At 64.6% G+C, this 14199-nt stretch carries 11 protein-coding genes; 6 read left to right on the top strand and 5 right to left on the bottom strand.

Annotated elements, in window-relative coordinates:
- The first annotated feature begins 123 nt into the window (after positions 1-123).
- Both ftsZ and lpxC read left to right on the top strand, forming a co-directional pair.
- The gene (gene ftsZ / locus ABD002_RS09150; protein ID WP_343789863.1) at positions 124-1305 is read left to right on the top strand and encodes a cell division protein FtsZ; all 1182 of its coding nucleotides are present in this window, start codon (positions 124-126) and stop codon (positions 1303-1305) included.
- Between the two features lie 410 nt (positions 1306-1715).
- On the top strand, positions 1716-2627 hold the full coding sequence (lpxC, locus tag ABD002_RS09145; protein WP_343789860.1) for a UDP-3-O-acyl-N-acetylglucosamine deacetylase: 912 nt from the start codon (positions 1716-1718) through the stop codon (positions 2625-2627).
- A gap of 309 nt (positions 2628-2936) precedes the next feature.
- Here the strand turns inward: lpxC and ABD002_RS09140 are convergent, their stop codons facing one another.
- Positions 2937-3401, bottom strand: a complete 465-nt coding sequence (locus ABD002_RS09140; protein WP_343790190.1) for a DciA family protein — start codon at positions 3399-3401, stop codon at positions 2937-2939.
- Between the two features lie 29 nt (positions 3402-3430).
- On the opposite strand from ABD002_RS09140, the gene ABD002_RS09135 reads away from it, so the two are divergent.
- The 3 genes from ABD002_RS09135 to ABD002_RS09125 all read left to right on the top strand — a co-directional run bounded on the left by ABD002_RS09135 (position 3431) and on the right by ABD002_RS09125 (position 8544).
- Positions 3431-4372 carry a peptidoglycan DD-metalloendopeptidase family protein gene (locus ABD002_RS09135; protein WP_343789857.1) on the top strand — a complete coding sequence of 314 codons (942 nt, stop codon included), beginning with the start codon at positions 3431-3433 and terminating at the stop codon, positions 4370-4372.
- 241 nt (positions 4373-4613) lie between these two features.
- Positions 4614-7376, top strand: coding sequence for a preprotein translocase subunit SecA (gene secA, locus ABD002_RS09130; protein ID WP_343789854.1), 2763 nt, complete (start codon positions 4614-4616; stop codon positions 7374-7376).
- Positions 7377-7575: 199 nt separating this feature from the next.
- The gene (locus ABD002_RS09125) at positions 7576-8544 is read left to right on the top strand and encodes a Nudix family hydrolase (RefSeq protein ID WP_343789851.1); all 969 of its coding nucleotides are present in this window, start codon (positions 7576-7578) and stop codon (positions 8542-8544) included.
- Here ABD002_RS09125 and coaE read toward each other — a convergent pair.
- The 4 genes from coaE to pilB form a co-directional block, all read right to left on the bottom strand.
- On the bottom strand, positions 8541-9170 hold the full coding sequence (gene coaE / locus ABD002_RS09120; RefSeq protein WP_343789848.1) for a dephospho-CoA kinase: 630 nt from the start codon (positions 9168-9170) through the stop codon (positions 8541-8543). The genes ABD002_RS09125 and coaE overlap by 4 nt on opposite strands.
- A gap of 36 nt (positions 9171-9206) precedes the next feature.
- Positions 9207-10088, bottom strand: coding sequence for a prepilin peptidase (locus ABD002_RS09115; protein ID WP_343789845.1), 882 nt, complete (start codon positions 10086-10088; stop codon positions 9207-9209).
- Positions 10089-10211: 123 nt separating this feature from the next.
- The gene (locus tag ABD002_RS09110) at positions 10212-11492 is read right to left on the bottom strand and encodes a type II secretion system F family protein (RefSeq protein ID WP_343789842.1); all 1281 of its coding nucleotides are present in this window, start codon (positions 11490-11492) and stop codon (positions 10212-10214) included.
- A 3-nt stretch (positions 11493-11495) separates the two neighbouring features.
- The gene (pilB, locus tag ABD002_RS09105) at positions 11496-13211 is read right to left on the bottom strand and encodes a type IV-A pilus assembly ATPase PilB (protein WP_343789839.1); all 1716 of its coding nucleotides are present in this window, start codon (positions 13209-13211) and stop codon (positions 11496-11498) included.
- Positions 13212-13343: 132 nt separating this feature from the next.
- On the opposite strand from pilB, the gene ABD002_RS09100 reads away from it, so the two are divergent.
- Positions 13344-14198 carry a glycosyltransferase family 2 protein gene (locus ABD002_RS09100; protein WP_343789836.1) on the top strand — a complete coding sequence of 285 codons (855 nt, stop codon included), beginning with the start codon at positions 13344-13346 and terminating at the stop codon, positions 14196-14198.
- Position 14199: the final 1 nt, after the last annotated feature.

Raw genomic sequence — 14199 nt, 5'->3', positions numbered from 1 at the left:
GAGCGACCGAAACGGTCGCGGGGGCAGTGGCGCGCCAGCTGCTGCCGGACGGGCTGGACCGGGAAGGTCACGGACCCGGGAACGACAAGAAATCAGGCAGTAACTCTTTGCGGAGGATGGGAAATGTTCGAATTCGTCGAAAGAATGGCACCCAATGCGGTGATCAAGGTGGTCGGTGTGGGCGGTGGCGGCGGCAACGCGGTCAGCCACATGGTCCAGGCCGGCGTCGAAGGCGTCGATTTCGTCTGTGCGAATACCGACGCGCAGGCATTGAAGAGCAGCGGCGCGAAGTTCACGCTGCAACTGGGCGCGAACGTGACCAAGGGTCTTGGCGCGGGCGCGAATCCCGAAGTCGGCCGTCAGGCCGCGCTCGAGGATCGCGAGCGCATCGTGGAACTGCTGACAGGCGCCGACATGGCGTTCATCACCTGCGGCATGGGCGGCGGCACCGGCACCGGCGCAGCGCCGGTCGTGGCGCAGCTGGCCAAGGAAATGGGCATCCTGACCGTCGCGGTCGTGACCAAGCCGTTCCCGTTCGAAGGCCGCCGGCGCATGCAAGTGGCGCTGAAGGGCATCGAGGACCTCGGCCAGTACTGCGATTCGCTGATCACGGTGCCGAACGAGAAGCTGCTGACCGTGCTCGGCCGCGACGTGACCCTGCTCTCGGCGTTCAAGCAGGCCAACGACGTGCTGCTCGGCGCGGTGCAGGGCATCGCCGACCTGATCACCCGTCCGGGCCTGATCAACGTCGATTTCGCCGACGTGCGCACGGTGATGAGCGAGATGGGTATGGCGATGATGGGATCGGGCACCGCGAAGGGCGATGACCGCGCGGTCGCGGCCGCCGAGGCGGCGATCAACAACCCGCTGCTCGACGACGTCAACCTCGCCGGCGCCTGCGGCATCCTGGTCAACGTCACCGCCGGCACCAACCTCACGATGCGTGAGTTCGACGACATTGGCCAGGTCATCCACGAGTTCGCCAGCGAGGATGCGACGGTCGTGGTCGGCACCGCGCTGGACCCGGAACTCAAGGACGAAGTGCGCGTCACCGTGGTCGCGACCGGCCTCAACCGCGCGGTCGCGCGGCAGCCGTTGCGCGAGCATCGCGAGCGCGAGATGGCCGCCACGCCGCGGCCGCCGATGCGCGTGGTGCGCAACGCGACCACCGGCGAGGTCGACTACCTCGGCATCCCGGGCCAGCCGATGCGCGCGGCCGCGCTCGATCACGCGGTCGCTCCGGCTGTCGAGGCATCCGGTGACTATCTCGATATCCCGGCGTTTCTGCGCCGGCAGGCCGACTAGTCCACCGAGCGTCCCATCCTGATCGGCCCTGCGTTCGCCCGTTGCGGCGAACGCTTGCGGCAACGCCGGCGGCGCTTCGAACACGCCGACCGACGACAGACCGCCACCATGCGGCGCCATGGTGGCGGGCACTGTCGGCGTCACTACTCAATGATCCGCAACGCCCCACTATCCAGCACGCGTTCGTATCCTGCGGACGCTGCTGCCCGCGTGACGCATTGCGCCGCGCACGGGCGGCCGATTCCATGGGCAAGATCAATGGACGAATCCGGCAGGTGGACAGCCTGTGCTTGTTGCAAAAACACAACAAGGTGTGGGGTCTATACATCGCTTAACTTTTCTCCACAAACTCGCTGTGCTAACCTCGCCGACGTTTTGTCAGCTCCTGCCCCAGGGGTCAAACCATAAAAATGATCAGACAGCGCACGCTCAAGAACGTCATCAGGGCGACGGGCGTGGGTCTCCACACGGGCGACAAGGTGTACATGACCTTGCGACCGGCAGCTGTCGACACCGGCATCGTGTTCCGCCGCGTCGACCTGCCCAACCCGGTGGATATCCGCTCCTGTTGCGAAAATGTAGGCGATACCCGCCTCTCCACCACGCTCGTCAAGGGTGATGTCCGCATCGCGACGATCGAGCACCTGCTCTCGGCGATGGCCGGACTCGGCATCGACAATGCCTATGTCGACCTGTCGGCACCCGAGGTGCCGATCATGGACGGCAGCGCCGGCCCGTTCGTGTTCCTGCTGCAGTCGGCGGGGATCGAGGAACAGGCCAAGGCCAAGCGGTTCATCCGCATCAAGAAGTCGGTCACCGTCCGCGACGGCGACAAGTGGGCCCGCTTCGAGCCGTTCGACGGCTTCAAGGTCGGCTTCTCGATCGACTTCAACCATCCGATGTTCACCAAGCGCACCTCGACCAGCGAGATCGACTTCTCGACGACCTCGTTCGTCAAGGAAGTCAGCCGCGCGCGTACGTTCGGCTTCATGCGCGACATCGAGATGCTGCGTGAGAAGAACCTCGCGCTGGGTGGCTCGATGGACAACGCGATCGTGCTCGACGACTATCGCGTGCTGAACGAGGACGGCCTGCGCTACGAGGACGAGTTCGTCAAGCACAAGATCCTCGACGCGATCGGCGACCTGTACCTGCTCGGACACAGCCTGATCGGCGCGTTCTATGGCTACAAGTCGGGTCACGAGCTGAACAACAAGCTGTTGCGCACGCTGCTCGCGGACGCGACGGCCTGGGAAGAAGTCAGCTTCGAGGACGAAAAAGAGGCGCCGATCTCCTACGCCCATCCGGCGCAGGCGGTCTAGCCAGATGTTGAGAAAGGGCTGTCCTGCCCTTTCTCAACTCAGCGAGTCCGGTACACGCCCGTACTCGCTTCCGTGCGGTATTTCGGGGTGCGCTGAGCCAAAGGCGCGGCGCATCACGGAAGAAAGAAATCGGTTGTGGACAATGCCGATTCGGCCGGTGAAGTTGCCGGCCGCAGCAGACGCAAGGCGGTCATTCGCTCTTCGTCTGCCCACGCCGGCCCCGGCACGATGCCAGGCCAGGCGAATAAGAAGAAGATCGGGCTTCCGCCAGGAAGTCCCGTTGCAGGGGAACAGGAGCCGCCCCGGCTCCTATTCGGGATCATCAGCGGCGATGGACGCCAGGTGTAGATAAAGGGCCCGGAGTTCCGGGTCTGAGAGGGCTTTCGCTGTCGCTCGCAAATGGCGGGCGGTAGCGGCGGAAAGAGGTTTCGGCTTTGTCGGTTCCGGGGGAACGGTCGGCAAGGGCGCCACTTTCACGGCGAAACGTTCGACAGCACCGCCGAGGGCGGCGCGGGCCTCAGCCAGCAAGGCAGCTTGATAAAGCCTGATGCGGCTGGCCCAGGTCGGACTCGACGCCAGAAAGACAATCCGTCCGTTGCGGACGTCCGCGAGCCGAGTCTCGCGTGCGACTGCGGCGGGCAAGAGATGGCGCAGTCTTTCATCCAGCGCATCCAGCGCGCGCGCGCGATCCGCGAGCGCGCCGAGTGCGATGCAGTCCGCGACGGGCTTCAAGCCCTTGGCGGATTCATGGAGCGGATTGCGATTTGGCGACATGACGAACACGAACCCGGCGCTTTTACAGCATGAACATCATTATCCTCCGCAATGCGCATTTCCTGCCGAGACGCATCGACCTCGCCGGTCGCCGCGGCCGGATGCTGGCGGTATCGGCTCTCACCGGGTGCGCTTTGTTCTTCGTCGCGATCGGCGCGGCGGCCACGCTGCTGATTGCCAATCCGCGCAGCCATGACCTGCCCGAGGTTGCCGCCCTGCGCGCGACCATCGCCACTCAGCGCGAGCAGCTGACCTCGATCGATCGCGACTCGCACCGCAACCTGGATGCGCTGGCGCTGCAGCTCGGCCAGCTGCAGGCACAGGCGACCCGGCTCAATGCGCTGGGCGATCGCCTGACCCAGGTCGGCAAGCTCGACGATGGCGAGTTCGATTTCTCGTCCGAGCCGGCCTTGGGCGGCCCCGAAGACCCCGTTGCCGGCCCGGCCGGCGCCGTGCCGCTGCATGGTGACATCGAAAACCTGCGTGCCGAGTTCGACCGCCAGGAAGCGCAGCTCGACGTGCTCGAGAACCTGCTGCGTGACCGCAAGATCGACAACGCGCTGCTGCCGAGCGGCATGCCGGTCGCGCAGGGCTATGTTTCGTCCGGCTACGGCGCGCGCACGGATCCGATCGACGGCCATGCCGGCAGGCATATGGGCGTCGACTTCGATGCGCCGATCGGCAGTTCGGTGCTGGCGGTCGCCGACGGCGTGGTCACGTTCGCGGGCGAGCGCAGCGGCTACGGCAACGTCGTCGAGGTCGACCACGGCAACGGCTACATGACGCGCTATGCGCACAATTCGGCGTTCGTGGCCAAGGTCGGGGCACGCGTGCACGCGGGCGACACGATCGCGAAGGTCGGCTCGACTGGTCGCTCGACCGGCCCGCACTGCCATTTCGAGGTCTGGCTGAACGGCCGTGCGGTGAACCCAATGGCGTACGTGAAGTCGACGCGCGCCAGCCGCGGATAGGCTGCCCGGAAGGGGCGCTTGGGAGCTTTCGTCCCTCGATCCGGCGAGGCCGCATCCTTGAAAGCGGCCACCTGAAGCACAAACTGGTTTTTATTGCGCCGGGGCCGCCGTATCATCGGCGGCTGTGCTTTTCGCGGCGGTTTGCTTCACGCGGCCTCCGTGCCACGAAAGAACAGACCGGCCGTCCAGGCCGGACTCTTCAGAACGGCCTACTCCTCAGTTATCCCATCCAAGACTACCCATGCTCAACAGTGTCCTGACGCGCATTTTCGGCAGCCGCAATGAACGCGTGCTGCGCCAGCTCGGCAAGTCCGTGGCCCAGATCAATGCGCTGGAGCCGAAGCTCCAGACGCTGCCGGACGACGAGCTGCGCGCCAAGACGGATGAGTTCCGCCAGCGGCTCGCCGCCGGCGCAACGCTCGACAGCCTGCTGCCGGAAGCGTTCGCGACCGTGCGCGAGGCCGCGCGCCGCGTGCTCGGCCTGCGCCACTATGACGTGCAGCTGATCGGCGGCATGGTGCTGCACTCGGGCAAGATCGCCGAGATGCGTACCGGCGAGGGCAAGACGCTGGTTGCGACGCTGCCGGTGTACCTGAACGCGCTGGAAGGCAAAGGCGTCCATGTCGTCACCGTGAACGACTACCTCGCCAAGCGCGACTCGGCTTGGATGGGCAAGGTCTACAACTTCCTCGGCATGAGCGTCGGCGTGGTCTGGCCGGGTATGGATCACGGCGACAAGCGCGCCGCCTATGCAGCCGACATCACCTACGGCACCAACAACGAATTCGGCTTCGACTACCTGCGCGACAACATGGCGCTGTCGAAAGAGCAGCGCTACCAGCGCGGCCTGCACTACGCGATCGTCGACGAGGTCGACTCGATCCTGATCGACGAGGCACGCACGCCGCTGATCATCTCCGGACCGTCCGACGAGTCGCCGCAGCTCTACGTCAAGGTCAACCGCATCGTGCCGCGCATGACGCGCCAGGCGACCGAGGACAAACCGGGCGAACCGCCCGCGCCAGGCGACTACTGGGTCGACGAGAAGCAGAAGCAGGTGCACATGTCCGAAGAGGGCATGCAGCACGCCGAGGATCTGCTGCGCGCCGAGGGCATCATCGGCGAGGACGAGGGCCTCTACGACTCGCAGCACATCGCGGTCGTGCATCACCTCAACGCCGCGTTGCGCGCGAACGCGATCTACCAGCGCGACGTCGACTACATCGTGCGCGACGGCGAGGTCATCATCGTCGACGAGTTCACCGGCCGCACGCTGCAGGGCCGGCGCTGGTCGGACGGCCTGCACCAGGCGGTCGAGGCGAAGGAAGGCGTGCCGATCCAGCGCGAAAACCAGACGCTCGCCTCGATCACGTTCCAGAACCTGTTCCGCATGTACAAGAAGCTGTCCGGCATGACCGGCACGGCGGATACCGAAGCCTACGAATTCCAGTCGATCTACGGGCTCGAGGTCGTGGTTATCCCGACGCACCGGCCGATGGTGCGCAAGGACGAGGCCGACGTCGTGTTCCTGAAGGTGAAGCCGAAGTACGACGCGATCGTCGAGGACATCAAGGACAGTCACCAGCGCGGCCAGCCCGTGCTGGTCGGCACCGCCTCGATCGAAATGTCCGAGTTGATTTCGGACCTGCTCAAGAAGCAGGGTGTTCCGCACGAGGTGCTGAACGCGAAGCAGCACGAGCGCGAGGCGCACATCGTGGCCCAGGCTGGCCGGCCGAACGCGATCACGATCGCGACCAACATGGCTGGTCGCGGCACTGACATCGTGCTTGGCGGCAGTCTCGAAGCCGAACTGCAGACGTTGCCGGAAGACGCGCCATCGGGCGAGCGCGAGCGCATCAAGGCCGAATGGCAGCAGCGCCACAACGAAGTGATCGGCCTCGGCGGCCTGCGCATCGTCGGCACCGAACGTCACGAATCGCGCCGCATCGACAACCAGTTGCGCGGCCGCTCCGGCCGCCAGGGTGACCCCGGTTCGAGTCGCTTCTACCTTTCGCTGGAAGACAACCTGATACGCATCTTCATGGGCGAGGGCGTTGCGCGCCTGATGCGCATGTTCGGCATGAAGGAAGACGACGCGATCCAGGACAAGATGGTCAGCCGCCAGATCGAGAAGGCGCAGCGCAAGGTCGAGGCGCACAACTTCGACATCCGCAAGCACCTGCTCGAGTTCGACGACACCGCCAACGACCAGCGCAAGGTGATCTACCAGCAGCGCAACGAGCTGCTCGACAGCGACAGCGTCGGCGAGACGATCACCAGCATCCGCCAGGATGTGGTCACCGATCTCGTGCGCCGCCACGTGCCGCACGATTCGGTCGACGAGCAGTGGAACATCGCCGGCCTCGAGTCCGAGCTCAACTCCGAATTCGGCCTGCAGATGAACCTCAAGCAGTGGCTCGAGGAGCAGAACGAGGCTGATGCGAACGACGTGCTCGAACACGTGCTCGCCGGCGCCGACCGCCTGTTCCGCGAGAAGGAAGCGATGCTCGGGTCCGAGGTTATGCGCGGTCTCGAGAAGCACGTGATGCTCTCGGTGCTCGACAACGGCTGGAAGGAGCACCTGTCCAGCATGGATTACCTGCGCCAGGGCATCTATCTGCGCGGCTATGCGCAGAAGCAGCCGAAGCAGGAGTTCAAGCGCGAGGCGTTCGAGCTGTTCGAGGGCATGCTCGGTCGCATCAAGCACGAGATCGTCCAGCTGCTCGCGCGCGTGCGCATCCGCAGCGAGGACGAGGTCGAGGCGATGGAACAGCAGCAGCGCCGCCAGGCCGAGGCACAGGCGCGCGCGATGCAGTTCCAGCACGCCGAAGCGGCTGGCTTCGCGGCTGGGGAGCTGCCTGTCGATCCTGATGCGGAAGCCGGTGCGCAGCTACCGCTTGTTCAGACGCCTGTGCATCGCGACGCACCGAAGGTCGGCCGCAACGATCCCTGCCCGTGTGGCTCCGGCAAGAAATACAAGCAGTGCCACGGCAAGCTCGCGTAAGCTTGCTGCGTGCGAACGATCCGCCGTCATCCCGGCGAAAGCAGGGGATCCCGTTTGATCTTCGTATGAAAAGAACGATGGATGACGCGCCGCATCCGCGGCCCGGCTTCGCCGTTCGCTCCGGCTTCCTGCCTCCGCAGTCAGGCGTGCGCCGGGATGGCGAAATCGCGTCGGGATGGGTTCGCTTGACGCAGAATCGATGACGTCTGGCCCGATCCACGTCGTTGCCGGTGTACTGCGCGACGCGCAGGGTCGTGTTCTGCTCGCGCAACGGCCTCCCGGCACCCACCTCGCCGGACTCTGGGAATTCCCCGGCGGCAAGTGTGAGGACGGCGAAGCACCGGTCGACGCGCTCGCGCGTGAGTTGCGCGAGGAGATCGGTATCGTCGTCGAGTCGGCGCACCCGCTGATCGGCGTGCCGTTTCGCTATCCGGACAAGTCCATCCTGCTCGACGTGTGGCAGGTTTCGGCTTTTTCCGGCATCCCGCTGTCACGCGAAAGCCAGCGCCTGGCCTGGGTCGAGCCGGACGCACTCGATGGCGTCGACATGCCGCCCGCGGACCGTCCAGCTGTCACCGCGTTGCGTCTGCCCGATCGCTACCTGATCACGCCCGCGTTGGCGCCGGGCGAGGACGACACCCTGATGCGTGGCATCGAGCGCGCCTGCCGCAACGGGGTCCGCCTGATCCAGCTGCGCCTGCCGGGCTGGTCCAGCGAGCGCATCGCGGGACTCGCGCGCCGCGTACGCAATCTCTGCCGGGACCATGGCGCACGCCTGCTGTTGCATGCCGACTGGAAACTCGCGGCGGTCCTCGGCCTCGACGGCGTACACCTGCCGGCGCGCGCTGCGGCGACGCTGGTGCAGCGCCCGCTGCCGGTTGACCGATGGGTTGCGGTGTCCTGCCATGACGCAGCCGAACTCGCGCAGGCGGCGCGCATCGGTGCGGACTTCGTCACGCTGTCCCCGGTCTACGAAACGCCAGGCCATCCAGAAGCGTCGCCGCTCGGCTGGGAGCGATTCGCCGAACTGGTCGCCGAGGTCGCGCTGCCGGTATTCGCGCTTGGCGGCCTGGAAACCGACGATATCGATGCAGCGCGGATGTCTGGCGCACAGGGGATCGCGGCGATCCGCGCGTTCTGGGGCGCGGAGAATAGCGCTCCGGTCTAGGCGCCGCCGCGGTGCGATCGCGCGAGCTCGATATAGCGCGCATGCAGCGCGTGGACCTGCGCATCGAGGTCAGCCAGCGTGCCGTCGTTCCCGATCACGTCGTCCGCCAGCGCCAAGCGCTGCCCGCGTGATACCTGCGCATCGAGCATCGCATCCGCGAGTTGCGGCGTGACTCCGTCGCGTGCGAGCAGGCGTGCGCGCTGCACCTCGCGCGGCGCGTCAACCACGAGCACGCGATCGACCCAGTCGTAGTGGCCGCTCTCGACCAGCAGGGGAATCACCAGCAGCGCGTAGGGCCCGCGGGTTGCGGCGGCACGTCCGCGCAGCGCGGCGCGAACGCGCGGGTGCAGGATCGCCTCGAGTCGCAGACGTGCGCCGGGATTCGCGAACACGCGCTCGCGCATCGCACGTCGATCGAGTGCGCCTTGCGCATCGAGCACACCGGCGCCGAATGCTGTCACGATCTCCGCGAGTGCCGGACTTCCCGGAGCAACCAATTCACGCGCGACCACGTCTGCGTCGATCACATCCGCGCCGAGCGCCGCGAAACGTGCCGCGACCGCGGACTTGCCACTGGCTATGCCGCCGGTCAGCGCGACCGTGAAAACCGATTCATGTTGCGGCATGTGCGTCTTCCGAGGCAGGCCACAGAGCGTGCAGCGCTATTGCAGCCCAAACAGCCCGGCATAGAACCCGCCGAGCCGGTCGCCGAACACGAACCAGACCCAACCGGCTGCGGCGATGAACGGACCGAACGGAATCGGCGTGCTGCGGTCCTGGCCGCGCAGTGCGAGCGCGGCGCCGCCGACAACGGCGCCGATCAGCGACGACAGCAGGACGATCGGGAGCAGGCTTGTCGCGCCCATCCAGGCACCGAGCGCGGCGAGTAGCTTGAAGTCACCATAGCCCATGCCTTCCTTGCCGGTCAGCAGCTTGAACAGCCAGAACACGGACCAGAGGCTGAGATAGCCGATCGCGGCGCCGATGATTGCAGCCGACGGTGCGACGAACACTGGTACCAGTGTGAGCAGCAGGCCAAGCCAGAGCAGGGGCAGGGTGAGCTGGTCCGGCAGCAGTTGCGTACGGGCGTCGATGCCGGATGCGGCGATCAGGACCCAGGTAAGCGCGAGCCCGGCCGCGAGCGGCCAACCGAAGCCGAACTTCCACGAAAGCGTCGCCGAAGCGAGTGCTGTCAACAGCTCGACCAGCGGGTACTGCCAAGAAATCGACGCCTTGCAGTAGCGGCAGCGCCCACGCAACGCGAGCCAGCTCACAAGCGGGATGTTGTCGAACGCGGAAAGCGCGTGCTTGCAGTGCGGGCAATGCGAGCCGGTGAAGACCAAGTCTGGCGGCGCGGCGTCCGGCAGCGGTTCGTTGATCACCGCATCGCCGAGCAGCTCGCGCGCCTGGCTGCGCCAGTCATGCTCTAGCCGTCGTGGCAGGCGCAGGATGACGACGTTGAGGAAGCTGCCGACCAGCAGGCCGAGCAGTGCGGTCAACGGGATCAGCAGGGCGGGCTCATGCAGCCAAGTGAGATCAGGCATCGGCAAAGCGCTTCGGCGTGGATTTGCGGGAACGGGACAACACCAAGAAAACGTGATGCCTCCGCTGGACTGTGAGCGGAGCGCAACGCGCCTTCCAGGCGCTCCCGATAGTGCTCTGCCCGATCAGCCGACAACCGAACCGAGCTTGAAGATCGGCAGGTACATGCCGATGACCATGCTGCCGACGATCACGCCGATAACGACCATGATCATCGGTTCGAGCAGGCTTGACAGTGCATCCACTGCATTGTTGACCTCGGTCTCGTAGAACTCAGCTATCTTGAACAGCATTTTGTCGAGTGCACCAGCCTCCTCGCCGATCGCGACCATCTGCACGACCATATTCGGGAACAGATTAGTCTGGCGCATTGCAAGCTGCAGCTGGTGGCCGACCGCGACATCCTCACGGATGCGCTTGACCCCGTCGTTATAGACCACGCTGCCGGTCGCGTTCGCGACAGAGTCCAGCGCCTCGACCAGCGGCACGCCGGCACGGAAGGTCACACCCAGCGTGCGCGCAAAGCGCGCAATCGCTGACTGGCGCAGGATCTGCCCGATGACTGGAATCTTGAGCAGCGAGCGTCCGATGAAATGCGCGAAACGGTCCGAGCGTTTATACAACGTTATGATACTGAAGAACGTGCCACCCAAGATCAGCAGCATCATCCACCAGTAAGAGACCATGAAGCGCGACAAGTTGATCAGCATTTGCGTAAACGCGGGAAGGTCTGCTCCGAGACCCTTGAACACAGTTTCGAACTGAGGAATTACGAAAATCAGCAGGACGCAGGAGACGATGACTGCAACTGAAAGCACCGCTGCTGGATAGAACATCGCCTTCTTGATCTTGCCCTTGATGTTCTCGATGTTTTCCTTGTAGGTCGCAATTGTGTCGAGCACGGTGTCGAGCACACCCGCGCTCTCGCCGGCGCGCACGAGGTTGCGGAACAGTTCGTCGAACTGGACAGGATACTTCCCGAGCGCCTCGTTCAGCGACGAACCGCCCTCGATCTCGGTCTTGATGTCCGTCAGCATGTCCTTCATGCGCGGATTGCTCTGGCCGCCCGCGACAATTTCGAAGCCCTGAACCATCGGCACGCCGGCGGCCATCATGGTCGCCAGCTGGCGGCTGAACACGGCGATGTCGCGCCCGGAAACCTTCTTGCCGGCCTTGCCAAACAGCGGTTTTGCCTTGAGCGTTACGGCTTGCGGGTTGATGCCCTGTTTGCGCAGATCCGCCTTGACAAGGCCTGCATTCTTGCTGACCTGCTCGCCCTTGAGCTTGACGCCGCGCTTGTCGATACCGACCCAGACGAAGGTCTGCATCTCGCTGATCTTGGCGCGCTGCTTGCCGAGTTCGGTCGTCGCGGCTTTCGCCTTCAGGGCGGCGGTTGCGGTGGCCATGGCTTAGTCCTTGGTGACACGGTTGATTTCGGCGAGGCTCAGGACGCCCTGCTTGACCTTGAGCAGGGCGGACGCACGCAGATCGCGGACGCCGTCCAGCTTGGCCTGCTCGGCGATCTTCATTGCGCTGCCGCCGTCGAGGACGATCTTCTGGATAGCCTCGTTCATCGGCATGACCTGATAAATGCCCGTGCGTCCTTTATACCCATCGTTGCAGCCGGAACAGCCGACTGCGTCGAAGATCTGCATGCCGGCGTCGATGTCGGCCTGCGTGAACCCTTCAGCCAGCAGCGCGGCTGGTGGCAGTTGCAGCGGTTTCTTGCAATCGTGCAGGCGGCGTGCGAGCCGCTGCGCGATCACCAGGGTGACCGACGAGGTGATGTTGTACGGCGCGATGCCCATGTTCATCAGACGTGCGATGGTCTGCGAGGCATCGTTCGTGTGCAGCGTCGACAGCACCATGTGGCCGGTCTGCGCGGCCTTGATCGCGATCTCGGCGGTCTCGAGGTCACGGATCTCACCGACCATGATCACATCCGGATCCTGGCGCAGGAACGAGCGCAATGCAGCGGCAAAGGTCATGCCGCGCTTCACGTTCTGCTGCACCTGGTTCACGCCGGGTAGCCGGATTTCGACCGGATCCTCGACCGTCGAGATGTTGCGCCCTTCGGTGTTGAGGATGTTCAGCGCCGTGTACAGCGACACGGTCTTGCCCGAACCGGTCGGACCGGTCACGAGCACCATGCCGTACGGTTTCTCGATGGCGCTCAGGAACAGCTGCTTCTGGTCGTCCTCGTAGCCAAGCTTCTCGATGCCCATCTTCGCTGCCGAGGCGTCGAGGATACGCAACACGATCTTCTCGCCGAACAGGGTCGGACAGGTGCTGACGCGAAAGTCGATCGACTTGGTCTTGGACAGATTCAGCTTGATGCGGCCGTCCTGTGGCACGCGCTTCTCAGCGATGTCGAGGCCGCTCATCACCTTCAGACGCGAGGAAATACGCGGATTCAGCTTCGGCGGCGGTGCGGCGACCGCGCGCAGCATGCCGTCCATGCGGAAGCGCACGCGATACGCGGTTTCGTAGGGCTCGAAATGGATATCCGATGCGCCACGCTTGATCGCATCGACCAACACCTTGTTGACGAACTTGACGACTGGCGCGTCGTCGGTCCCGCTTGCATCAACGCCGGTAGAATCGCCGTCGTCGTCGATCGCGCCGAGATCGAGGTTCTCCAGGCCCTCCGCATCGTCGAGCCCGGTGATCGATGGCCCGCTCGCGTTGAGCGCAAGTTCGATCGCGCGATCGAGCTGGCCCTCGTCAATCAGGATCGGCTCGATCAGATGGTTCGACTGGAACTTGATCTCGTCCAGTGCGCGCAGATTGGTCGGATCGGCGATGCCAACGAACAGCCGGTTGCCGCGCTTGAACAGCGGGAGCGCCTTGTGCTTGGTGACCAGATCCTCGCGGACCAGCTTCATCGGCAGCTGGTTGAAGTCCAGCGCGTTGATGTCGAGCAGCGGCATGCCGAACTCGGCGGACGCGGCCATCGCGACCTGGCCGCTCGATACGAGGCTGTTCTCGACTAGCCATGCTCCGATCGGGATTTTCTGCCGCGCCGCATCATCGGCCGCCTTGCGCGCCTCGGCTTCGGCCAATGCCCCATCCGCGACGAGGCGTCGTGCGATGCCGGAAAGCCCCGCCAACGGAGGCGTATTCATCTGCGTCGCCATAGGAATACTGTGTAACCCCTCGTAAATAGGACTGAATCTACCCTAAATACGTTGCCGAATGTACTCCCTGCGGGCAGTATAGGGAGCCAGTACACAGAATCTTTTACTGCCAGGGTAGCCATGCTCAGCATCATCTTGCCGGCCAGGAACGAGGCGGCGGCCTTGGCCGGTCTGCTTCCCAGACTTCGGCAGGCCCAGCCCGACGCCGAGATCATCGTCGTCGACGACGGCTCCTCCGACGACAGCGTGGCATTGTGCACACGCAATTCGGTGCAAGTCGTGCGCCAACCCTATTCGATGGGCAACGGCGCGGCGATCAAGCGCGGCGCGCGCGCGGCGACCGGTGATGTGCTCGTCTTCATGGACGCGGATGGCCAGCACGATCCGGGCCTGATCGAGCGGCTGCTGCAACGCCTGGATGAAGGGTTCGACATGGTCGTTGGCGCGCGAGACTGGTCGGGCCAGGCCGGCGTGAGCCGCGGCGTCGCCAACGCGCTCTACAACTGGCTGGCGAGCCGCATGACGAACTTCCCGGTGCGCGACCTGACCTCGGGCTTCCGTGCCGTGCGCGCCGACAAGTTCCGCGAGTTCCTGCACTTGCTGCCGAACGGCTTTTCGTACCCGACCACGATCACGATGGCGTTCTTCCGCAGCGCCTATGCGGTCGCCTACGAGCCGATACCGGTGGCAAAACGTGTCGGCAAGAGTCATATCCGTCCATTGCGCGACGGCATCCGATTCTTCCTGATCATCTTCAAGATCGCGACGCTGTATTCGCCACTGAAGTTGTTCGTGCCGACCAGCGCCGTATTCTTCCTGCTCGGGCTCGGACACTACATCTACACCTTCATCACCGATCACCGTTTCACCAACATGAGCACGCTGCTATTCAGTGCGGCGGTGATCGTGTTCCTGATCGGGTTGATTTCCGAGCAGATCACGGCTCTGGTCTATAGCAAGAGCGGCCAGAACTGAG

The organism is Dokdonella soli, from assembly GCF_039523175.1.
Taxonomy (GTDB): Bacteria; Pseudomonadota; Gammaproteobacteria; order Xanthomonadales; family Rhodanobacteraceae; genus Dokdonella_A; species Dokdonella_A soli.
The sequence above is the reverse complement of the archived record's forward strand: the minus strand, read 5'-3'. Positions and strand labels throughout refer to the sequence as shown.

Excerpts from the sequence above, each read along its gene's own strand:
- lpxC (WP_343789860.1), top strand. The coding sequence starts at position 1,716 with ATGATCAGACAGCGCACGCTCAAGAACGTCATCAGGGCGACGGGCGTG.
- pilB (WP_343789839.1), bottom strand. The coding sequence starts at position 13,211 with ATGAATACGCCTCCGTTGGCGGGGCTTTCCGGCATCGCACGACGCCTC.
- ABD002_RS09135 (WP_343789857.1), top strand. The coding sequence starts at position 3,431 with ATGAACATCATTATCCTCCGCAATGCGCATTTCCTGCCGAGACGCATC.
- secA (WP_343789854.1), top strand. The coding sequence starts at position 4,614 with ATGCTCAACAGTGTCCTGACGCGCATTTTCGGCAGCCGCAATGAACGC.
- coaE (WP_343789848.1), bottom strand. The coding sequence starts at position 9,170 with ATGCCGCAACATGAATCGGTTTTCACGGTCGCGCTGACCGGCGGCATA.
- ABD002_RS09100 (WP_343789836.1), top strand. The coding sequence starts at position 13,344 with ATGCTCAGCATCATCTTGCCGGCCAGGAACGAGGCGGCGGCCTTGGCC.
- ABD002_RS09140 (WP_343790190.1), bottom strand. The coding sequence starts at position 3,401 with ATGTCGCCAAATCGCAATCCGCTCCATGAATCCGCCAAGGGCTTGAAG.
- ftsZ (WP_343789863.1), top strand. The coding sequence starts at position 124 with ATGTTCGAATTCGTCGAAAGAATGGCACCCAATGCGGTGATCAAGGTG.
- ABD002_RS09115 (WP_343789845.1), bottom strand. The coding sequence starts at position 10,088 with ATGCCTGATCTCACTTGGCTGCATGAGCCCGCCCTGCTGATCCCGTTG.
- ABD002_RS09110 (WP_343789842.1), bottom strand. The coding sequence starts at position 11,492 with ATGGCCACCGCAACCGCCGCCCTGAAGGCGAAAGCCGCGACGACCGAA.
- ABD002_RS09125 (WP_343789851.1), top strand. The coding sequence starts at position 7,576 with ATGACGTCTGGCCCGATCCACGTCGTTGCCGGTGTACTGCGCGACGCG.